This window comes from Streptomyces rectiverticillatus (assembly GCF_013394065.1).
GTDB classification, from domain to species: Bacteria; Actinomycetota; Actinomycetes; order Streptomycetales; family Streptomycetaceae; genus Streptomyces; species Streptomyces rectiverticillatus.
The window spans coordinates 6,852,449-6,872,330 of the sequence record NZ_CP040752.1; the positions used below are offsets into that span (position 1 = coordinate 6,852,449).

19 protein-coding genes and 1 pseudogene are annotated in these 19,882 nt (G+C 67.5%); 10 read left to right on the forward strand and 10 right to left on the reverse strand.

Features of this window, described 5'->3' with window-relative positions; all coding sequences use genetic code 11:
• Positions 1 to 180 precede the first annotated feature (180 nt).
• Positions 181 to 912: a DUF5655 domain-containing protein gene (locus FGW37_RS29645; protein WP_246430631.1), complete on the forward strand. Its 732-nt coding sequence runs from the start codon at positions 181 to 183 to the stop codon at positions 910 to 912.
• Here the strand turns inward: FGW37_RS29645 and FGW37_RS29650 are convergent.
• Positions 872 to 1,720, reverse strand: a complete 849-nt coding sequence (locus FGW37_RS29650; RefSeq protein ID WP_179083881.1) for an SDR family NAD(P)-dependent oxidoreductase — start codon at positions 1,718 to 1,720, stop codon at positions 872 to 874. The two genes, FGW37_RS29645 and FGW37_RS29650, sit on opposite strands and share 41 nt — an antisense overlap.
• A 137-nt stretch (positions 1,721 to 1,857) precedes the next feature.
• Between FGW37_RS29650 and FGW37_RS29655 the strand changes: the two genes are divergently transcribed.
• Together FGW37_RS29655 and FGW37_RS29660 are read left to right on the forward strand one after the other, a co-directional pair.
• Positions 1,858 to 2,538 carry a TetR/AcrR family transcriptional regulator gene (locus FGW37_RS29655; RefSeq protein ID WP_246430632.1) on the forward strand — a complete coding sequence of 227 codons (681 nt, stop codon included), beginning with the start codon at positions 1,858 to 1,860 and terminating at the stop codon, positions 2,536 to 2,538.
• Positions 2,539 to 2,835: 297 nt separating this feature from the next.
• The gene (locus tag FGW37_RS29660; RefSeq protein ID WP_179083882.1) at positions 2,836 to 3,237 is read left to right on the forward strand and encodes a hypothetical protein; all 402 of its coding nucleotides are present in this window, start codon (positions 2,836 to 2,838) and stop codon (positions 3,235 to 3,237) included.
• Between the two features lie 257 nt (positions 3,238 to 3,494).
• On the opposite strand, the gene FGW37_RS33560 is transcribed toward FGW37_RS29660, so the two are convergent.
• Positions 3,495 to 3,791, reverse strand: a complete 297-nt coding sequence (locus tag FGW37_RS33560) for a helix-turn-helix domain-containing protein (protein WP_246430633.1) — start codon at positions 3,789 to 3,791, stop codon at positions 3,495 to 3,497.
• Between the two features lie 186 nt (positions 3,792 to 3,977).
• Here FGW37_RS33560 and FGW37_RS29670 point away from each other — a divergent pair, with 186 nt between their 5' ends.
• The 3 genes from FGW37_RS29670 to FGW37_RS29680 are packed head-to-tail and all read left to right on the forward strand — an operon-like array spanning position 3,978 to position 6,555.
• The gene (locus FGW37_RS29670) at positions 3,978 to 4,193 is read left to right on the forward strand and encodes a hypothetical protein (RefSeq protein ID WP_179083883.1); all 216 of its coding nucleotides are present in this window, start codon (positions 3,978 to 3,980) and stop codon (positions 4,191 to 4,193) included.
• A gap of 14 nt (positions 4,194 to 4,207) precedes the next feature.
• Positions 4,208 to 4,828, forward strand: coding sequence for a hypothetical protein (locus FGW37_RS29675; RefSeq protein WP_179083884.1), 621 nt, complete (start codon positions 4,208 to 4,210; stop codon positions 4,826 to 4,828).
• Entirely contained in the window at positions 4,825 to 6,555 is a 1,731-nt protein-coding gene (locus FGW37_RS29680) for a hypothetical protein (protein WP_179083885.1), read from the forward strand. The genes FGW37_RS29675 and FGW37_RS29680 overlap by 4 nt, the downstream gene beginning before the upstream one ends.
• Before the next feature lie 262 nt (positions 6,556 to 6,817).
• On the opposite strand, the gene FGW37_RS29685 is transcribed toward FGW37_RS29680, so the two are convergent.
• The 4 genes from FGW37_RS29685 to FGW37_RS29700 form a co-directional block, all read right to left on the reverse strand.
• Positions 6,818 to 8,203, reverse strand: a complete 1,386-nt coding sequence (locus FGW37_RS29685; RefSeq protein ID WP_179083886.1) for a DUF317 domain-containing protein — start codon at positions 8,201 to 8,203, stop codon at positions 6,818 to 6,820.
• 118 nt (positions 8,204 to 8,321) lie between these two features.
• The gene (locus FGW37_RS29690) at positions 8,322 to 8,540 is read right to left on the reverse strand and encodes a DnaB-like helicase N-terminal domain-containing protein (RefSeq protein WP_179083887.1); all 219 of its coding nucleotides are present in this window, start codon (positions 8,538 to 8,540) and stop codon (positions 8,322 to 8,324) included.
• Entirely contained in the window at positions 8,540 to 9,805 is a 1,266-nt protein-coding gene (locus FGW37_RS29695) for a DNA cytosine methyltransferase (protein ID WP_179083888.1), read from the reverse strand. Before FGW37_RS29695 ends, FGW37_RS29690 begins: the two co-directional genes overlap by 1 nt.
• Positions 9,802 to 10,428 carry a hypothetical protein gene (locus FGW37_RS29700; protein WP_246430634.1) on the reverse strand — a complete coding sequence of 209 codons (627 nt, stop codon included), beginning with the start codon at positions 10,426 to 10,428 and terminating at the stop codon, positions 9,802 to 9,804. The genes FGW37_RS29695 and FGW37_RS29700 overlap by 4 nt, the downstream gene beginning before the upstream one ends.
• 562 nt (positions 10,429 to 10,990) lie before the next feature.
• Between FGW37_RS29700 and FGW37_RS29705 the strand changes: the two genes are divergently transcribed.
• Positions 10,991 to 12,022, forward strand: coding sequence for a polyprenyl synthetase family protein (locus FGW37_RS29705; RefSeq protein WP_179083890.1), 1,032 nt, complete (start codon positions 10,991 to 10,993; stop codon positions 12,020 to 12,022).
• A gap of 47 nt (positions 12,023 to 12,069) precedes the next feature.
• Here the strand turns inward: FGW37_RS29705 and FGW37_RS29710 are convergent, their stop codons facing one another.
• Entirely contained in the window at positions 12,070 to 14,505 is a 2,436-nt protein-coding gene (locus FGW37_RS29710) for a tyrosine-type recombinase/integrase (RefSeq protein WP_425506617.1), read from the reverse strand.
• Between the two features lie 101 nt (positions 14,506 to 14,606).
• Here FGW37_RS29710 and FGW37_RS29715 point away from each other — a divergent pair, with 101 nt between their 5' ends.
• The gene (locus FGW37_RS29715; RefSeq protein ID WP_179083891.1) at positions 14,607 to 15,107 is read left to right on the forward strand and encodes a GNAT family N-acetyltransferase; all 501 of its coding nucleotides are present in this window, start codon (positions 14,607 to 14,609) and stop codon (positions 15,105 to 15,107) included.
• A 21-nt stretch (positions 15,108 to 15,128) separates the two neighbouring features.
• Here the strand turns inward: FGW37_RS29715 and FGW37_RS29720 are convergent.
• Positions 15,129 to 16,250, reverse strand: a pseudogene (locus tag FGW37_RS29720) (IS630 family transposase).
• Positions 16,251 to 16,502: 252 nt separating this feature from the next.
• On the opposite strand from FGW37_RS29720, the gene FGW37_RS33565 reads away from it, so the two are divergent.
• Together FGW37_RS33565 and FGW37_RS33570 are read left to right on the forward strand one after the other, a co-directional pair.
• Entirely contained in the window at positions 16,503 to 16,676 is a 174-nt protein-coding gene (locus tag FGW37_RS33565; protein ID WP_246430635.1) for a hypothetical protein, read from the forward strand.
• A complete protein-coding gene (locus tag FGW37_RS33570; RefSeq protein WP_246430636.1) occupies positions 16,677 to 16,931 on the forward strand; it encodes a lamin tail domain-containing protein in 255 nt (84 codons plus the stop codon).
• A 506-nt stretch (positions 16,932 to 17,437) separates the two neighbouring features.
• On the opposite strand, the gene FGW37_RS29730 is transcribed toward FGW37_RS33570, so the two are convergent.
• Positions 17,438 to 17,893: a hypothetical protein gene (locus tag FGW37_RS29730; RefSeq protein WP_179083892.1), complete on the reverse strand. Its 456-nt coding sequence runs from the start codon at positions 17,891 to 17,893 to the stop codon at positions 17,438 to 17,440.
• 8 nt (positions 17,894 to 17,901) lie between these two features.
• Positions 17,902 to 19,836 carry an RICIN domain-containing protein gene (locus tag FGW37_RS29735; RefSeq protein ID WP_179083893.1) on the reverse strand — a complete coding sequence of 645 codons (1,935 nt, stop codon included), beginning with the start codon at positions 19,834 to 19,836 and terminating at the stop codon, positions 17,902 to 17,904.
• Positions 19,837 to 19,882 lie beyond the last annotated feature (46 nt).

The following is a 19,882-nucleotide window of genomic DNA, read 5'->3' on the forward strand; positions in this document are numbered from 1 at the left end:
TCCTCGTGCCCCCGTGGTCGCGGTGCGCATTGGGCTCCGCCGACTCCGTTGGCTAAAAGGAGAGACCACGCGGCGGCTGGGTGACGACGTCAGCGAAATAAAGCTGCCCCTGCCGACGTTGATCTCGAAAACCGAGGAGGGGGAGGTGTCGGGCTGAAGCTGTTCCACACGAAGGGCAGCGTGACGGAGGTCACGTCACATCTTGCTGAGGCCGAGGCTGATGTGCAGGATCTTGTCGAGGCCAACCTCGAGGCGATGCTTGGCGTGCGGTTCCTGGCGAGCGAATACAGCACCGGGCCTGTGCACGGCGGCCGGATCGACACCCTGGGCATCGATGAGAACGGTGCTCCGGTGGTCGTCGAGTTCAAGCGCGCGACGGATGCCGGCGTGATCAACCAGGGGCTCTTCTACCTCTCGTGGCTCGTGGACCACAAGGCGGAGTTCGGGCACCTGGTCCGCGACCGGCTCGGGGCAGCGGTCGCGGCCCAGGTCCTGTGGAGCGCGCCGAGGCTGATCTGCGTCGCCGGCAACTTCACCCGCTACGACGTGCACGCCATCCGCGAGCACCGGCGCAGCATAGACCTGGTCCGCTACCGCTTCTTCGGCACTGAGCACTTCGGCCTGGAGACCGTCGCCTCTGTCGCCGCTCAGACGGCAGTGCCGCGGGCCCGCCGGGCGAGTGAGCCCGCAGCACCCGGTGCTCGTGCGGCCGAGGGAGCGATGGAGGAGCTGTACGCCGAGGTCGACCAGGCCCTGCTGGGACTCGGCGACGACATCAGCAAAGTCCAGCGCAAGACCTACCGCGCGTACCAGCGCCTGCGGAACTTCGCCTGCGTCTGCCCGCCACAGAAGAACAAACTGCTCGTCTACCTCAAGGCCAACCCCAAGCTGCGCCGACCAGGTCCTGCGTGAGGCGGTGCAGGCGCAGTGCGTCGTCCTGGTCGAATGCAGGGCCCTTCAGGGACAGCTGGCGGGTGGTGCGGTAAATGGCGAAGGGGCCGGCCGGAGGTTCGTCGAGTAGACGGGCCATCGGTTTGACAGCCTTCGGCACGGAGGCGGCGAGCACGGCGAGGGACGCCTTGGTGAGGGCGCGCAGCGGCTGTGGAAGGTGGTTGGGCATGCCGGTGGACACCACACCAGGGTTGTAGCCGATGTATCGGATCGGGGTGTCGGCATACAGGGCGGCGAAGGCCGCACCGTGCAAGTCGTTGGCGCGGAAGGACTGCAAGGTGGCCTTGAAGCCGCTGTAGCGGCGCGTCAGTTGCAGGTCGTCCCAGTGAATGCGCCCCAGGGGGACGCCGGGGGTGCCGACGTTCATGATGACTGGTCGCGGCGCGGATTCCAGCGCCTTGCGCAGGCCGTGACTGAGGACGTACCGGCTCAGGTAGGCGAGAGCGAAGCTGTGCTCGAAGCCCTCGCGGGTGACGGTGCGGGCGCCGAAGAGCCGGTAACGCTGGGCGCACAGGATGAGTTTGTCCACTGAGGGACAGGTGCTCTCGATCTCGGCGACGAGTTCCTTGGTCGCCATGACCGAGGTCAGGTCGGTCTGCAGAAAGGCGACTCGGTCAGCGGCCGAGACGGCTGCCGCCTCTGCCAGGAGGGCCTCGCCCTTGGTGGGCGTGCTGCCGACGGCGAGTACGCGCGCTCCCTGGCGCAGGTAGTGCAGTGCGAGCCCTTTGCCGAGCCCGTCGGTTCCTCCGGTGATGACCACGGTCTGCATCCCTGGTTCTCCTTCCCCTCCGGGCTGTGGGGCCCGTGTGAAAAACGGCGCCCCCACACCATTCGGATACGCCATATCCGCTTACTCGAGGAACCGTACCACGAACCGGATATCATCTATCCGGTTATGATCCAGTCATGTCGGAGGAAGAGGCGGTCATGGGCAGGCAGCAGGAAGGCCAGGAATCTGTCGCGGCAGGGGCCCGTCCGCTGAGGCGGGACGCCGAGCTCAACCGCCGGCGCATCCTGCAAGCCGGACGCGAGGTCTTCGCCGCACGTGGGCTTCAGGCCACGCTCAATGACGTCGCGCACCACGCCGGGCTTGGAGTCGGCACGGTCTACCGCAAATTCCCCGACAAGCAGGCGCTCGCGGAATGCGTCTTCGCCGAAGAGCTCGGCGAGATCGCGGCGATGGCGCGGCAGGCCCTTGCCGAGGACGACGCCTTCGCCGCCCTGTCCGGGTTCCTTGAGAGAGCCCTGGAGCGGGCCGCCTGCAACCGCGGGCTGCGCGAGTTGATGCGCCACGACGCTACTGAGGGCACCGGCCTGACTCAGGCGCGGCGGGAGATCGCCTCGCACTGCGAGGGCCTCGTGGCTCGGGCCCGCAGCCAAGGCGCGCTGCGCGACGGTGTCACCGAGGCCGACATCGCACCGATCGCCGCGATGATCGATGCAGTCATGGCCCTTCCCGGCCCCTCTGGGCTGTGGCGACGCTATCTGGCTATCGTCCTCGAGGGGCTCCGCGCGCACCCGGAACAGACACCGCTGCCCGCTCCCGGCGGCCTCGGTGACCTCGCCGTTCAAGAGATCGCCGACTGACCCACCGTCAACTCGTCGCTACTCGCAGGGCACCGGGTAAGCCTGCCACGGGCCCTGTCTTCCGGCGTTGTGTGCCGGTGGCCTCAACGGCGGGATCGATCACGGCATCCAACACGAGGATGCAATCGGCCTGGCTGCACGCACGGCGGTTACCTTGACAAGTTACCTTTCCGCCGCGAGAAACCTGACTTACCTCTTTCCGGGATGGTTTCCTCTGCTTGCCGCCGAGAGAGCAACCAGAAAGGACAGTCCGAATAGAAAGGATCCATCCCTTTCGCTTTCCACCCTTAAAAGCTCGTGGTCAAGCTGGAGGAGGGTGTCGCTGGCTTGCAGGAACAGGTGCGTCTCATGCGCGAGCGGCTCAAGGCAGCCCGGCGGCTCGTCGAGGTCAAGGCGGACGTCGAGTACCTGAAGCAGCACAACGCGCCTCGCCCCAAGGGAAGACCCGCTGGTCAGGGCGAGGTAGACGATCACCAGTCGGAGGGGCAGAGCGAGAGCGCCGGGTTGACCCGCAAGGACCAGGTGGTTCAGCTGCTGGGGCAGCAGCCCGAGCGGCACTGGAAAGCCGCGGAGATCGCGGAACTGCTGGAGATAGACAACCTGAAGAGCCTGCGGACAAGCCTGGATGAATTCGCACGATCCGGATTGATCCGCAAGAACCTTGATGACAAGTCCTATCAGGCCGTCCCGGTTCAATGATCAGGGCGGTCGACGTGTGAATCCACAGCTCCCGCTTCCGCGCGGCAAGTGTGTGCCGGAGACGGGGCGGCCTCCACCGGGATTAGGGCCCGGTGGAGGCCAGTGACCAGGGATTTCCCAGACCTGTCAGGACCGGATTTCCTGTGTCACGGCCCACCTTACCCGCGCCCTTGTGCGGTCGGGTCGCGATTATGGGGAATCCGCCTGCCCTCGCGTGAGGGAGGCACCGAATGCGATCTTTCCCGGATGCGTCGCGTTCAGGGGCGGCGGCCGGGCCACAGCTCAGCGTCCAGCGCGGCCTCCAGGCTGGCGATGGTCAGCAGGTCGGGCCAGGTGGCGCCGGCCAGGACGTTGGCGATGGTCTGCCGGTTGACCCCGGAGGCGGCGGCGAGGCGGTTGGCGCTGAGGCCGCGTTCGCGCATGGCGGCGGCGAGGCGGCGGGCGAGAGCCTGGGCTACGCGAGCGCCGTGATGCCCGGCTAGGGCCGCATCGGGCCACTGGCCGTCGAGGACGAAGGTGCGCGGGGCAAGCGCGCGCGAGGAGTCTCCGGGCACGCCGCTCAGTGTCCCCCACCGGTATCTGCCGGTTCGGCCCTACCGCAAGGTGCTAATCAGGTAGCGTGCGAATCGATTAGCGATCTTCCGGCCGGTGTCTATCTGTGGCGGTCCGTCATTTCGCGGTACATCGACAACTACACGCCTCGCCCGGTCCCGCTTGCATGGGGACGGGTCGCCCCGCTCGTGAAGACGGTGGTCAAGGACGCCGATCCCCTGCTGCCCTACACCGCCCGGGAGTTGCTGGGCCCGCTGACGAAGCTGGCGCTGTTCGCCGATGCCGAGGGCATGCCCGCCACCGCCGAGGTGTGGCTGTCGAAGGAGCTGATCGAGCGGTTCATCCAGATGGGCTGCCCCACCGCCTCGGAGGCGACGCGCGCCAACTACCGTTCCGACTGCTGAAGTTACGTGAGGCGGTGACCGGCCCCGATCTTGCCACCGGCCGCCCGGTCAAGCTCTCGGCCTCGAACGCCTCGCGCCCCTACACCGCGGCCGAGACCGCCGCACTGTGGGCCTGGGCCCTCGCACAGCCCACGGCCGAACTGCGGCACGGCTGCCAAGTCCTGCTCGCCCTCGGTCTGGGCTGCGGCCTGGACTCACCCGAGGTCGTGCCCCTGCGGGCGCACGATGTCCGTGCCGCCGACAACGGCGCCGTCGCGGTCAACGTGCGGGGCCGCCGGGCGAGACTGTTGCTCTGCCGCCGTCCCTGGGAGGCCGTCCTGGCCAAAGCCGCCCGGGAAGCGGCCGTGCCGGGCGCCGCGGCCTGGCTGTCCCGTCCCCGTTCGCACGCGCGGGCGAAGAACACCGTCACCAACTTCCTCGCCCGCACCGCCAAGGACCCTGCCTGCCCACCGCTGGTGCAGGGCCGGGCCCGCGCGACCTGGCTGGTCGGGCTGATCGATGAGGGCGTGCGGCTGCCGGTGATCGTCGCGGCGGCCGGGGTCGACACGCTGCACGCCCTGTCGAGGATCACGCCGTTCGTCCGCCCCGTCCCCGCACTCGAAGCAGGCGAACAACTGCGGGACGGAACACCGTGAACCGCCCACCCGCGCACGAGCGGACCCTCCCGCGCGAGGCGCGTATCGCCGATACCGATGTCGAACAGGCCCTGGCCGACGTCTGCGACCCGTCCGTACGTTCCGAGCTCACCGGCCTCCTGCACCAGGACCTCGGGCGGCCGCGGCTGTTGAGCGTGGACGGTCTGCTCGCCGGGATGCAGATCTGCGCCGATCGGCATGACGGGCAGGTCCTGCTCGACCGCACCACCGCCATCCTGCACTGGGCCATCAGCCCCGGCATGCGCGAGCGATTCGGCATCCCCGAACGCCCCGATGACGCCCACGGCTTCGAAGCCGGATACGCCGTGGTCCGTCGCCTGTTCCACCGGCTCGTCGACGCCATGGACCCCTCGCCGCTGCCGAAGAACCACCGCCTGGACAAGGCCACCGCCCGCCGCCTCCAGGCTGCCGCCGACCCCGCCGCGTTGCAGCAGCACGCCGCGCTCCTGCTGCGGACCGGCAACGCTGTCGTCGACGCCTCCCTCACCCGGCTGCGGCTCCACCTCGACGCACACTGGGACGGCTCCACCGCCCTCGACGCGACCCCCGTGCGCACCTACTCGCGCGGCCTGCGCACCACCGGCCCGGACCTGGCCACCGATCCAGACGCCGGCTGGTACGTCCGCGAAGGCGACCACCGCGACCCCGACACCCTCCCCGCCCCGAACCCAAAGAAGAACAGCAAGCGGAAACGCACCGCCGCCAAAGCGATGTTCGGCTACGACGCCACCCTCGCGATCGCCCGCAACCCCCACCGCGACGGGACACCCCGCCCTGACGGCACCGCCGACCCCCGTGTCCCGCCCGCCGTGGTCACCGGCTTCACCCTGGACAGACCCGGCCACGCACCCGGTCCCAACGCCATCCGGGTCCTGGCCGACGTCCGCCGCCGCGGCCACCCGGCCGGATTCCTCGCCGGCGACCGCGCCTACAACAACACCGCCCCCGACGACTTCCAGCTCCCCGCCCGCGCCCTCGGCTACCGACTCGTCTTCGACTACCGCCAAGACCAGCTCGGCCTCCAGGCAGGCACAGCCGGAGCCCAGCTCATCGAGGGCACGTGGTACTGCCCCGCTCTCCCGAAAGCCCTGGTCACCGCCACCAGCGACCTCCACAGCGAGGCCATCGACCAGGAAACGTGGATCCGCCGCATCGCCGCCCGGCTCCCGTTCCAGCTCGTCCCCAAACAGCACCCCGAGCACGAAGGACACCAGCGCATGTCCTGCCCCGCTGCCGCCGGACGCGTCCAGTGCCTGCTCAAAGCCTCCAGTCTCGGCCGCGATCCTCGCCTGCCCTTGGCCGACCCGAAGCCGAGTCCCGCCGGACCGGCCAAAATCTGCGCCCAGCAGTCGATCACCATCCCGCCCGAAGCCGGAGCCCAGCACCACCAAGCCCTCCCCTACGGCAGCCCGGACTGGCAGCGCGTCTACTTCCGGCTCCGAAACAGCGTCGAAGGCTTCAACGGCTTCGCCAAGGACCCGCTCCACGAGGCGATCGAGCAAGCCGGCACCCGCCGCATCCGCGGCATCGCCGCCCAGACCTTGCTGCTGGCCTTCCAACTCGCTCACGCCAACCGCCGCAAGATCGACCGCTGGCTCGCCACCATCCCACCCGACGGCCATCCACCCCGCCGACGGCCCACCCGCCGACGACCGACGAGACCGCTCGGCATCTGGACTCCTGCAGGCCACCTGACCAGCCAGTGAGAGAGACCTCACACAGACAGGAAAATCACACAGCGAACAGTCCCGCCTGGAGCCACGGAGCCATGGGCCAACCGGACACGCGCCCGCACCACCGATCCTGCTCCCAGCCACGACAAGAAAAAGGAACGGTCCTCACCGTGATCACGATGCGGACCGCTCCGTAACTGCTCAAGAGCACCTAACGTCGGTGCTCCCACATGGCGGCTGTCACAGGCGGGTGTTCTCACCGGTATTCGGTCGAGGACCCAGTCGCCCTCGTTCGTCACCGGGCGCGCGCCCCTTTGCCGGGCGAAGAGACAGGTGAGGGGAGCCGAGGTGCCGCGACGGGCAGGGTAGGGCGTGTTGGCCGGGCGGGCTGTCGCAGTCCCTGCCCTTGAGCCATTTCGAAGGTGAGGTCCTGCACCAGGGCTGCCGGGGCGTTCGCGGACAGGTGGAGCTCCCGGTTCGGCTGGTGGACTGCGTGGCCGCCCCAGATGGTCCACGTGGGAAGGGGGCTGTTGGTCTGCTGGGCGGCGAAGGCGTCGAACTGTACGCCGGCGGCGTGCGTGCCGGGAGCCTGCCAGGTGATGTAGCGGCCGTCGATGGCGTGTTGCCAGCCCGCGTCGGCGAGTGGCCGGGCCGCCTCGGCGATGGCGGTCTCGGTGCGGCTGGTGGATGGGCCGCGGCCCCAGGCGTTTTCGGAGGCCATGGAGTTCAGAAAGGTGCCGACGATCTGGGCCGGGGTGGAGGCTGTGGCTGTGCCGTGCCACAAGAGGTCGCTGACCGGCGTTTCGTAAGCGGCGAACGCCCACTTGACGTCGCGGTCGTCGGCGTCGTGGTCGAAGAGAGCCCGCAGGGTCAGGGATTCGTGGTTGGCGATGGTCGTGCTCTCGTCCCAGGTCCTCACCTTCTCCCAGCCAGCCTGCGAGGCGAGGAAGTCGTTCAGAAGGGCCTCGTGGTCGCCGGCCTCGGCGGCATACACCGGGACGGTCTCCGCTGCCGGCCGTCGCGGCTCTGGTGACGCCTCGGGCAGGGCGGGCGGAGGTGCCGTTGTGGCTGTGGTGGCCAGGGCCCTGGCGGTTTGTTGCTCGGTTTCCGTGGCGGGCGCCGGGCCGGGACGGACGGCGTCGCCGTACAGGCGCTCAAATGCCGCGACGGCTTCGGTGGGGGTGTCGTAGACGAGGGCGACCTGCCGCAGGTGGTCTTCGCCGTGGAGGTGGATGCTTTTGCCGCCTCGGTAGGTGCCGACCGCGACGTGGGTCCAGCCGTCGTGGGCGTGGGCGTGGATGACGAGGCGGCCGGAGGTGATGTCGTCGTGGATCTTCTGGGCCTCGTTGGAGACTGCGCGGTTTTCGTCCCGGTTCAGCCAGTGCATGGGGTAGTCGAGCCAGGTCCACTCGCTGTTGATGTCATCCCGCAGGCTGGGCGTGACCTCGACGGTGACGCCTGCTTCCTGGAGGGCGTGGGCGGCCTGGTCGGCGTAGTAGGGCTCCTCGTGGTCGATTCGGGCCAGGATCATCGTGTGTTCGTCGGTGGGGCGGAAGCCGTGGACGCTGAGCAGGGCACGGGCCGTGTAGGTGTCGGTGCCGGCGGTGGTGGCGGTCACGGCGTCGGGGTGCTCGGGGTGTCGGCCGAGCCGGACGCGGGCCTGGAGGGTGGGATCTGGCATGGGTGCTCGATTCGCGGGGCCCGGCCGAACGGGTCGGCCGGGCGGTGGGGTCATCGGGTGACGCGCTGTGCGGAGGAAGCGGGGAGACCGGCGACGCGGGGCGGCCCGGCCCGGGCGGCTACCGGCGCGCGGGAGCCGGCACGGTGCGCATGGCCGCGAAGAGGGCACTGTGCGCGGGATCGCCGAAGTGCTCGGGCGTGAGAGCGGTGACGGCCTGGAGGCGGTGCGGCTCCAGGAGCAGCGCTCCGAGCAGGGCCTGCTCGGCGTAGTGCACGGCCGGCGGGGGCGCGGGCTCCTCCAGGCTGATCTCCTCGTGCGGCGGTTCGGGGCGGGCCATCAGGCGGCCAGGGTGAAGTCGTCGCGGCTCAGGGCCTTGCCGAGATGCGGGGCGAGCAAGTGCACGGCGAGCCGGGGCGGGACCGCGTTGCCGATCTGGGAGAACTGCTGCCCCTTGTTCCCCTGCCACGGATAGTCGGCGGGAAAGGTCTGCAGCACCCCTGCCTCGGCCGCGGTGATCCGCACCGACTCCGGCACCTGTACTGCCGCACCGGACCCGCCGGGCACCGGCTCGGGCACCCACAGGCACTCGTTCGCGCGATGCCCGAGAAACAGCGTCCCGGACGGTTCGTCCGCACGCCGCACCGTAGCGTTGGCCTGGCTGTTGCTGCGCAGCGACCAGGACCATTGCGCCTCGACCGCGGGGGCGGAGGCGTGGGCGTGCCGGTGCTCGCGAGCGCCGTGCCGCACGGTCGACTCCGAGCCCTGGCGCCGCGACGGGAAGACGACGCTTGCCACGGTGGCGTGGTCTCTCCAGGTTCCGCGGCTTCGGGCGTCGGCGAGGGCCTTTCGGGAGCCGGAAGGGAAGGGCTCGGGACCCCCTCCGGGGCCGCCGCCGGCGCAGACGGTGGGGACGGGACGGTCGGTGGCGCCCCAGCCGAGCGCCTCGGCCATGGACACCCACCGTGCCCGACCGGGCCCGAACAGCGTCTGCGGCTCGGCGACTTTCGCGTGGGTAGGGGCCGGCGGTTCGGCGGTGCGGACGCGAGAGGCGAGCAGGATCGCCCGCCGCCTGGTCTGCGGCACGCCGTAGTCGGCCGCGTTGAGGATCCCGGTCCACACGGAGAAGCCCCAGCCGCGCAGGATCACGGCGTACTGTTTCCACAGCGGCAGGACGTCCGGGACCTCCTCCATGGCCACCCACTCCGGCTCGCCGGCCCGGTTGAGCGCGTACAGGTAGCGCATCGGTTCGGCGGCCAGCAGGGAGCGCTGGTCCCGGCACGCGCTCAGCAGTCCGGTGCGGGTGTCGAGGCCGCGGGCGAGGTCGGCGACGGCCTGGTGAACGAGGGGCTGGTCGACCAGGCCGAGGCGCTTGCCGGCCATCGACCACGCCTGGCAGGGCGGGCTCGCGATGAACCCCGCGGTCTTTCCGACGAAGGGGGCGACCGGATACAGCGCCACGTCGGTGCGAATGGTCAACTGTCCAGCAGCCGCGCGCGTCTTGCACGCCCAGGCGTCCCACTCCAGCCCCACGTCCCTTATGCCGAGCAGGGACAGCGCGTGTGACCACCCGCCTGGGCCGGCGAAGAGATCGACAACAATCATGCGGCCAGCCCGAAGTCGCTCTGTACGTCCTCCGTTTCGGCGCCGCGGCACGCCCACGGGGAGCATCCGTTCTCCACGCCCTGTTCCAGCTCCTCGGCATCCACCCCGGATGCGCCGGGTTGTTGCTGGAGGGCGGCCCATTCGGCGGCGGTGACGTGGTCGATCGGGGCCTGGTCAAGAGGCAGGCGGGAGCGGTGGAGGAACGCTTCGCCGAGCAGGCGGTTGCCGGTGGCGTTGGCGCGGGCGTTGCCCTTGCGGATCGCGGCGTCGAATGCGACGACGTCCGCCCACTCCGCGGGTGAGGTGTTGCGGATGTGCCTCCACTGGGCGTTTCCGTGGAAGGGGCAGCCCAGGCAGCTTGATTTCGGGGTGTCGGCGAGCCCGAGCGCGGCCAAATAGCGGATGCAGTCACTGCGCGACCAGCCCATGTCGATGAGCGGATGCCGGTTGCGCATGTACTTGACGTCGGCATCTTTCGCTCGATGGAATTCATCCCTCGAGATGCCCACCCACTGCTCGACGAAGACGTCCTTCGGGATGCGGGCCGGATATGGGTAGCCGAGGAGCTCTCGGACCCTCTTCTTAATCGGCTTGATCTTATATTCGCCCGTGCTTCTCTGCACTTCACTCTCATGAGTGAACGGGGGTATGTGGCTCGTCAAAGGGCCTCCGAGATAGATGGGATGGGGTCAGGGGTGGCGACGGCGCCAGCCGCTGCCAGGCAGATCACCCGGTGCCGGCGGGATCAGCGTTCTCATGGGAGCGGTGCAAACATGAGGGCGAGGCGGCGAGGGGTAGAAGTAGGCGTTGACCTCGGACGAGGAGGACGGCGACTTCTGGGGCTTCGCTCGCGAGGCCGAGGGGCTGTTCACGTCCCGGCCGGATGGGGAGAGAGCGTGCCGAGCACACCTCGCGGTTGGCTCGCACAGGGCGGCCTACTGAGGTGCGTTGACCACGTCGGCAGTCGCCGTGCCGTGGCCGGGGACGCCTGGTTCGAGCTCATCGACGGTGACGGTGGGGTCCTACTTCGTCAACGAGGCCACCGTGATCGACGGAGCCCCCGCCAGCCACGCCGTGGCTCTCCTGGGTCGGGGTGTGCCGTGTCATCTGGCACTGGCGTCTCGTTAGCCGACCATGATCCGTTGGGCGTCGACCCCACGTCTTGGAAAGTGAAGGAGCGCCGGCGTGCATTCCGACCCGCGGTCTGGTGACCGTACGGCTGAGGAGATCTTCGACGCAGGAGGGAAGATCATCGATCCGGCCGTCAGAAGCGTGGTGGAGCGCCTGCCCGCACCGCTGGTGGAAGCCGTTCGCTACCACTACGGCTGGGCTGGCAAGGGTGGCGGACCGGTCATCGGCCAGCGCGGCGGTGTCGGACGCCGGGGTCTGGTGCTTCCTCTGCTGTGCGCGGGTGTCGACGGCGGGCCCGTCGAACGGGGAGTCGCCGCCACGGTCGTCGGCGATCTCCTGGTGAACACCTCGATCATCCACGACGACATCCTCGACCGGGATCCCGTGCGCCGCGGCAGGCCGGCGCTGTGGGCGGCCTACGGCACCGAATGCGCGCTCATGGTGGGCGACGCCCTTCTGGGGCTGGCCTTCTCTCACCTGGGCGAGCAAAGCCACCCCCGTACCCCCCAGGCGCTTCGGATGATGAGTGAGGGCTGGAGCCGCCTGTGCGCTGGGCAAGCGCGCGACACCGGGCAGGAGGGGCGGGTTGGGACGTCCCTGGAGGAGGCCGTCGCCGTAAACCAGGCCAAGGCAGCGGACGGCCTGCGTGGTGTGTTCTGCCTGCCTGTCCTGTTCACAGACGCCACCAGCGAGCAGGTGGACGCCGTCGGGGAGTACGGCTTCCACTTCGGGATGGCCGCGCAGTACCACAACGATCTGACGGACGTGTGGCCGACGCTCGACAGGGGACGGGCGTCGGGCGGCGACATCCGGCGCCGCAAAATGACGCCTATGGTCACAGTCGCCCTTGCGTCCGGGCACCGCGACAGCGAGCGCCTCGCCGCCTACTACGCGGGCCAGGGCAATCCCGGCGAGGAGGAAGTCGCTGCGGTCGCCGAGCTGATCGACCGATGCGGCGGCCGCGACTGGACCGTCGCACAGAACCTCAAGCACATGCGCCTGGCCGCCGAACACCTCCAAAAGGCGGATCCGCCGTCGGCGCTCTATGACGACCTCCTCGCGACCGGAGCCCGCTACCTGGCATGAGCTCTGGGCACACGGCGGTGCTGCACGGGACGACATCCTGGGGAAGGTCATTCGGACTCCTGCGGACGGTGGCGCGTGGGGATGCCGAGGTGGACAGCTGGGCGCTGGGCTCGGCGTTGGGTCTCGTCGCGCTTGGCGCGGAGGAAGGTGAGGGTGAGGTCGATACCTTCGATCTCACCGATCCAGCCCTCGGCTTCGGCTTGTGCCCGGCGGTGTAGAAGGTCGGCTTCCAACTCGGTGAGCCGGACGAGCATCTTGGGATTGACGTGGAGCATCGGGCAGCGGATACAGGCATGTTCGTGCTGGCAGGGGGTGCCGTAGGGACGTCCGCAGGAGCCGAGCTCGACCTTGCGGCGGTCGAAGTGCTCCTCGAACTCGGTCCACTCCTGCTCGGTGGCGTCCCGGTACTCCTCCGAGGGCCGGACCTGGCGCCGCTGGTGGAGGTGGGCCTGGTAGTGGCGGATCACGTCCTCGTCGAAGACGGCGACGTAGCCGCGAGTGGTCTGAATGCTGAGGTGCCCCAGCAGCGCGGCGCCGATGTGGATGGGCAGGCCGCTGTTGACCAGCTCGGTGGCGAAGATCCTCCGGAAGTCGTGCGGAGTGAACTTCAGCCCCCGGAAACCAGGGTGGGTCTCGGCCAGGTCCTCACAGCGTCGGCTGATCATCTTCTGGATGGTGCCGGGGTTGAAGATCTTCGATCCGATCGCTCCGTTCTGGCGTTGGAAGAGGAAGGGCATCGGCGCACTCCAGACCTTGTCGTGCGGGTCGTAACGACTGACCAGCGGAATCGGCCTTCCTCGCCGTGCGTGACGCCGGATGATCGAAGCGATGACGTGGAACAGCTCGGCCGACATCGGGATGACGCGCTCGCGGTCGGTCTTGGACGGTTCGATGACGAGCAGGGCGATGACCTCGCCGTTCGCGCGCTGATACTGGCGGATGCTGAGATGGGTCAGCTCGCAGAGCTCCTCGATGCGGACGCCGGAGTGCCGCAGGGTCTCCACCGCTGCCCAGTCCCAGAAGGCGGCCTCCTCCTCTGTGCCGATATGCCTCAGCTCGCCAAAGGCCAGGTTCAGCACGCGGGTGGGAACGGCGTCGCCGTGCCGGAGCCGCTTCTGGTCCGATTCGCTGATCACCCGGCGGTAAGCGGTGCCGGCGTGTGTGAACTCCTCTCCTTCGGCGGCTTGGTCGGCGCGTTCGAGTAGGAGCCGGGCATGGTCGTAGCGGGACTCGACGTGCTCGACCAGGACGGGCAAGAGGGGCTGGCGCTGCCGGGTGCGGTCCGCGGAGCGTTCGGTCCCCTTCCGCCGGCGGACGCCCAGGCCATGGAATTCACCAGGTGGAACGGGACACGGCGCGACCCAGGCGGCCCAGCGTTCGGGTTCGGCAGCGGCCCAGGTGTGGAGGTCGTAGTAGAAGCTGCGGACCGAGATGACAATGTCGTCTTGGCCCCTCCGGTGGGTGCCGTCGTCCTTGAGACGGATCGTCTCGCGCCAGCGCGTATAGAGGTCTGGTGCGATCCGCAGTCCCTGCTGGCCGGGGTTGAGCTGCTCGATCTTCACCCAGAAGTGCTTGACCAGCAGGAGCGCGAGCTGCTTCAGGCTGGAATAGTCGAGGTCCGCTCGGCGCCGACCGAAGTAGTCGATCAGCAGGCCGCGGACGGCCTGGTCGCGGACCCCGTACTGGTCGACGAGCTCCTCGATGGTCCGCTGGCCGCGCATCATCGCCGCCCGCATGGTCGTCGGCGTGGAGGCCGGGAACCGTCCCATCGTGATGAGGGCCGTCCACATGCCATGCCCGAACAAGCGGTTGGAGGCCGGTTGCCCGGGCTGGAGACGACAGCGGGCCAGCCGGTTGTCGTGCGCGTACTGGAGGATCGACTCCGGCGTGACGTCAGCCAGCGCAACGCCCTGGTAGGTCAGGAGCGTGCACATGTCGAGCACGGCCTCCCGCTGGTGCTTGAGCCGCAGCTCCTGTGCGGCGATGTGCTCTTCGAAGGTGACCAGCAGCGGGTCGTTCTGCGCGGAGATGAACAGGGGCGTGAAGTTGTTCAGCTGGTTCTGCCGAAAGGCCAGCATCGAGGGCTGGACGACGCGGAGACAGAACAACGTGCGGACCCCGGGGGTGACCGCGAGGCCGGTCGTCCTGCGGGCACCGAGACTGTTCGCCTTGATCAGTCCCTTGCCCAGGGGGCTGGCATCCCACCGCTCCTGCCAGGTCTGGCCCGGGTGAGTGGACAGGTACTGAAGGATCCCGCGGGTGGCCTGAGCGCGCTGATGCCGGGTAACGGTGGAAGCGTCCTCCCAGACATCGAAGGCCAGCTTGGAAATGTGGTTGATCGAGGCGGCAGAGAGCTCTCCGTGCGGTCGCGGCGGTGGGTCCGAGACCGCCGACTGCGGCTTCATAGGACCGCCGACGAACCGGCTGGGGAAGATGAGCCCCTCCACGATGGGCCCGTGACGGCGGCTGACCCCGGTGGTCATGCTGGACCTAGTGCTGTGACCGCATAGGTTCACCGGTCTGGCACGAAGATCGGACGTTATCCCGTTGCTGCCGCTTCCGTCAGTACGGCAGGGTCTGCGGCATGATTGAACTGCGCACTTTGGAATCAGACGACTGGCCGATCTGGCGGGAACTGCGGCAGGCAGCCCTGGCGGAGGCGCCCTACGCGTTCGGGTCGACGCTTGCCCAGTGGCAGGGAGCTGATGATCGCGAAGACCGCTGGCGTGCCCGTCTGGAGATTCCCGGCGCACACAATGTCGTTGCGGTAGTTGACGGTCGTCCTGCGGGGATGGCCAGCGGCGTTCCAGTTGAGCAGGCAGAGGACAGCGTTGAGCTGATCTCGATGTGGGTCAGTCCCGCGGCCCGCGGCAGAGGGGTCGGCGACTGCCTGATCCGGGAGGTTGCACGGTGGGCTGCAGAGCGAGGTGCCAAGTCTCTGCGTTTGTCTGTGATGCCGGACAACAAGAGGGCTGCCGCTCTCTACGAGCGCCACGGGTTCACGGACACCGGTGTGCCGGGTGACCTCCTGCCTGATGGCACGGGTAGGGAACAGGTCATGGCCAAGGACCTGACGAACAGCTAGGTAGATCACCGGGTCGCTTGGTCATGCAACCACGGCGAGCGGGCGTCCGCCCCAGCGGATGCCCTTCTCGCTGCGGATGCGGGCGCGTTCGCGTCGTTGGGCGGCCAGCACGTCGGGATGGCGGGCGTTCTTGTTGCGCCAGCGCAGGTAGGCGTGCAGGGCGCGCGTCTGCGCGGTGTGGTTGCGGTGGTTGGAGTTGGCGACGGTGAACTGCCGCAGTGGTCCGAAGTGGGCTTCGATCGGGTTCGTCCAAGAGGCGTAGGTCGGGGTGAAACACAGCTTGACCTTGTTCTTCTTCGCTCAGCGACGGATGTCGGCGCCTTTGTGGGCGGACAGGTTGTCCAGGATCACGTAGATCGGGGCGCAGCCCGGGCGGGCGGCACGGATCGACTTCAGCGCGGCCAGCGTGTTCGCGGCGCCCTTCTTACGGCGGTTGACGCCCCACAAGGTGTCGTCGCCGATCGAGTAGCAGCCGTGGAAGTAGCGCACCCCGTGGGTGCGGTGGTAGGTCGCCGGATGCCGCTCGGGCCGGCCTTGCTCGGCCCAACATGATCCGGCGGTGGGCCGGATGCCGAGCGGCCCGAACTCGTCGAACGCGAAGACACGGTCCGGGAAACGCTCCAGCACCTCCTCGATGCGGTCCAACTTCGCGTCACGCTCGGGGTCGGGCGATTCCTTCCAGGTCTTGGTCCGCTGGAAGGTGACGCCGCGGCGGGCGAGCAGGCACCGTAACGCCTCGCGGCCGATCCGGATGACGCGGCCGTGTATTTTCCGCAGGTAGGCGGCGAGTTTACGGATGGACCAGCGGGTGAAGGGCTGACCGAGCTTGGTCGGGCGGGTGGTGGCCGTCTGCACGACGAAGTCCTCGTCGTCAGGACTGAGAAGGCGGGGACGGCCTCCCGCCCACCGAGGGTCCAGACAGGCCAGGCCGATCTCGTTGAACCGGTGGATCACATCCCGGACGGTGTCCTCGTCGGCCTGCACCAGCTTCGCGATCACCGGCACCCGGTTGCCGCCGGCCGAGGCCAGCAGCATCATCGCACGCCGGTAGCGCACCGTACTGGTGCTGCCCCGGCGCACGATCTGCTGCAGCTTCTGCCCCTCCTGGTCGGTCAGTCTGCGCACGCGAACAGGCTCAGCCACCACACCCCCAGCGGTCGGACGGACGTCTGCGGACATCCAACCGCCGGAACCACCAACCCGGCCAACCTTCCCGGTCAGGGCACTAGCAGCGCATCTGAGGACCTTGTGCGCCGATTGGTGTGCGCCGGTAGCAGGGAACGGAGTGTGATTGTTGGTGTTGGGTAACACGCTGGGTGATCGTCTGCCAGGCGGGGCCTCGAGCCGTCAGAGTGATCGTCCCCGGATGCCCCGGGGGTTGATCCAGGAGGTTTGATGTCCCAGTTAGCTTCTCGTGCCGCCGCAGCAGCAGCTATCAGCCTGGCCGCGCTCGGCGGAGGTGCCGTGCCCGCTTCTGCGGCCACGCAGCCGCCAGTGGTCTTCGGCGCGGTCCAGTACGACAGCCCGGGGAAGGAGACCCGCTCCAACGCGTCGCTGAATGCGGAATAGGTGACCGTCACCAACCGGAGCGGGCGGACGGTTGACCTGACCGGCTGGACGATCTCGGACGCGGAGCGGCACACCTACCGGCTGCATCTGAAGCTCGGCGCGTACAAGTCGGTGAAGGTCCACACCGGGACGGGCCGGGACACCGCCGCCGACGTGTACTGGAACTCGCGGGCGTACGTGTGGAACAACGACCGCGACACCGCCACACTGCGGGACGCGCACGGCCGGGCGGTGGCGTCGAAGTCCTGGCGCTGACCCACAGCGGGGTGGGCTGGCCGCTGGCCTCGGGGGCTGGCGGCCAGCTCGCAGCGCGAGCTTCGTCGAGCCGCGATCCTGCCCGCCGTGGTCGACCATGAGGTCTACTACAGCGCCCTTCGCCAGCTCACCGCCGCAGCCGACCCGGCCCGAGCCGCCATCCAAGAGAGCCCGCAGTGATCACAACCACGACGTCAGCCGCGAAACCGGACTCGTACCTGCAGGGCAATCGCTCTGATGCCCGTGCGCGGCGGCTTCCTCGTGACGGCGAGGCGTCGGTGCAGCGTCTGTTCACCCGGTCCACGATGCGGCAACGGTCGCACCTCCCAAGAGGACCGGCAGCGGCCATCGTCCCCTTCATTATCCACAGCAGATGCCCCCGCCTCACGGACTTGAGGTGGGGGCATCTGCGCCTGCAGGAACGGGTGACCGCAGGCTGGCCAGGATCAGTCTTTCTGTCCGGGCAGGTCAGTCATCCGTTGGAAGGACCGCAGGGCTTCAGCGGATCAGGGCTTTCTGGGCCAGAATTGGAGAAGCCAGTGCTCGACTCCTTCCACGGCGCCGACGACCAGTGCCTGCCGCTCCACTTCCTCACGGCCAGCTACCGCAACCCGGACGTGCCAAAGGCCCGGTGCACCAAGGTCGATCTGATCGTCGAGCCCGTCACTCCAGACGGCAAGCTCTCCAGTCGGTGACTCAATCGCGGCCTCGGCAATCTTGTCCCAGGCCCCACGATCTGCAAGCTCCGGAGGGGAACCCCAGACTTCGACCTTCACGGATGCCGTATGAGTGTGCCCTGCACTCTCTAGGTCGAGACGCATCGGGAACTGGCGAACGAACTCCCCGCCTTCCGAACCCTCCGGGTAAGGAATCGGAACACGTTCATCTTCGAGTTCCTGGATACTGAAGCTGTAGTGCGTTACGAAGACGTTCAGATCCTGCTCATGCGACAGCTTTGCCATGTGGGCCCTCAGTCTTCCTCAATGTCGCCGTCATCGCCATCGCTCCCCTCGATCCAATACGCAGAGGGCTGGCCACTATTTTGCCACTGCTGAGCCAGGGCTCCGTTCGACGTGCTGGAATTATCGATCTCCAGGACGTTGCCACTGTTCGCGTTCCTGAAGACTTTCTCGTCGCCGCGAGTCCAAAGCCTGTCCCACTTCTGGGTTTGGTTTCCCGCGCAATCCCATTGCTGCACGGGAGCGCCATTATCTACGCGCGAGTCTGCAACTTCCAGGCACTTTCCGCTGTTCTGATTGACGATGTTCCAGAACAAGCCGCCCGGATCCGGCTTCAGGACCCACTCGGCACCCGGTTGCCCCTTGCATTCCCACTGCTGGGCACGAGCGCCATTCTGTGTACTCGAACCGTCGATCTCCAGGCACTTGTTACTGTTCTTGTTGATCAGTTGAGTCTCATAGTCCACCTTGCGGTCGACTATATCCACCATGTATCCGTCGTACTCCTTGGTTCCTTCCTTGAGGTCTTTCCAGCCGTCAACTACTCTGTTTTTCTTGAGGAACTGCCCGAGGATTATTCCTGCTGCCCGATTCTCTCGATTGTTGAGAGGGAGTGCGGAATAGTTGTCGCGCTTGGCGTCGGAGTTGAACTCCGCCTGTGCGGCCCCTTCGTAGCTAGTGGCAAACGGGAACTCGTCGCAGTCCTTCTTCCCTGTTCCGTCGCTATCCTTGGCGTAATCCTCGCCGAAGTATCGAACGCAAGTTGCAATTGCGGTGCTGCGGTTTTTATTCTTCCTGTCCTTGTTGTGATAAAGGCGGTGCAGTGGGTGTGACGGCAGCCGCCCTGGGATGGTTTTGCCTAGAAAATCCGGCTTAGTGCTGTGGGGGCGCTCGTAGGCGTCGCGAATATGGCGCGCCACTCCCCGCTCAAGAGCCGAATCGTCGGCACTGTAGGGGAGCGTGGGCATAAAGCTAAATGCGGCACCACCCTTCGGGTTAATATATTTTGCAGTGTCCCACCGCGGAGGCAAGGCGAAGGGGAGCTCGCCGTCGCCGATGTTATAGGGAGGGAGGATTGCCTTGATTCGAGGGTTGTAGACGCCGTATACGAGGTCGTCGAGGCCTTGACCTTGACCGCTCGCCACAGTGACCGTGTGCAGGAAGTGTGCCGGTCGCATGCCCGCCAGTGCGTCAAAACTTGTCGGAGCCTGCGGCATATTGCCGCCATTAGAAACCGACGCGCCCGCCGGCTCGATGCCCGACATGGCGTATTCGATCTTGTATTTCAGCAAATCCGTCTGCGTTTTGCCGACTCGCGTGAAATCGGTGAAATCGTAGTCGAATTGAACAGTTCGCGAGTTATTTTCCGGAACTGAGCCCCTGATGTAAAGCCATGTCCAGCTGCTGCCTATTGGAGTCCCTTTGTCTGAGGAGTAAATCTGCAGGAGCTTAAATCCCATGCAGACGGCGAAACGGGACTTGAAGTAGGCGCGATTGTTGCTGCCTATGTTTTTCTTGCATTCATCAAGGGTTATCGTCCGGGGAGGGTCGGGGTAGGTGGCACCCTTGATGAACCCCTTCATCGAAGGTGCCGTCGGCGGCGCGATGACCGAAGGCGTCCTGCTCTTGGCCCTGTAAATCGAGTCGGGGCCAACCGTCTCCATAGGCAGTCTTGGGGTGGCCGCTTCCCTTGCGGCGGCGTCGAGCTTTTTCTGCCCCACCTCACTCCGAAGCTCATTCAGGGACGGCACGGGGGTATCGGCGGGCAGGATGTAGGAGTGCGCCCGCGGGGCGGGGGTGTCAGCTGCCGCCGGCGACGCAGGCATTGCCAGCGTGGCTGTCAGCACGGCAAACGCGCTGGCGGCTCGTCTGCGGGCCTTGTGTACAGGTTTCAAGAAGGAGCCCTCCTGGGTCTCACATGTCATGCTGTGGTCAAGTCCTGCCATATCATGCCTGATACAAGATCAACCTGGGGCGAGATACGCCAAGTCT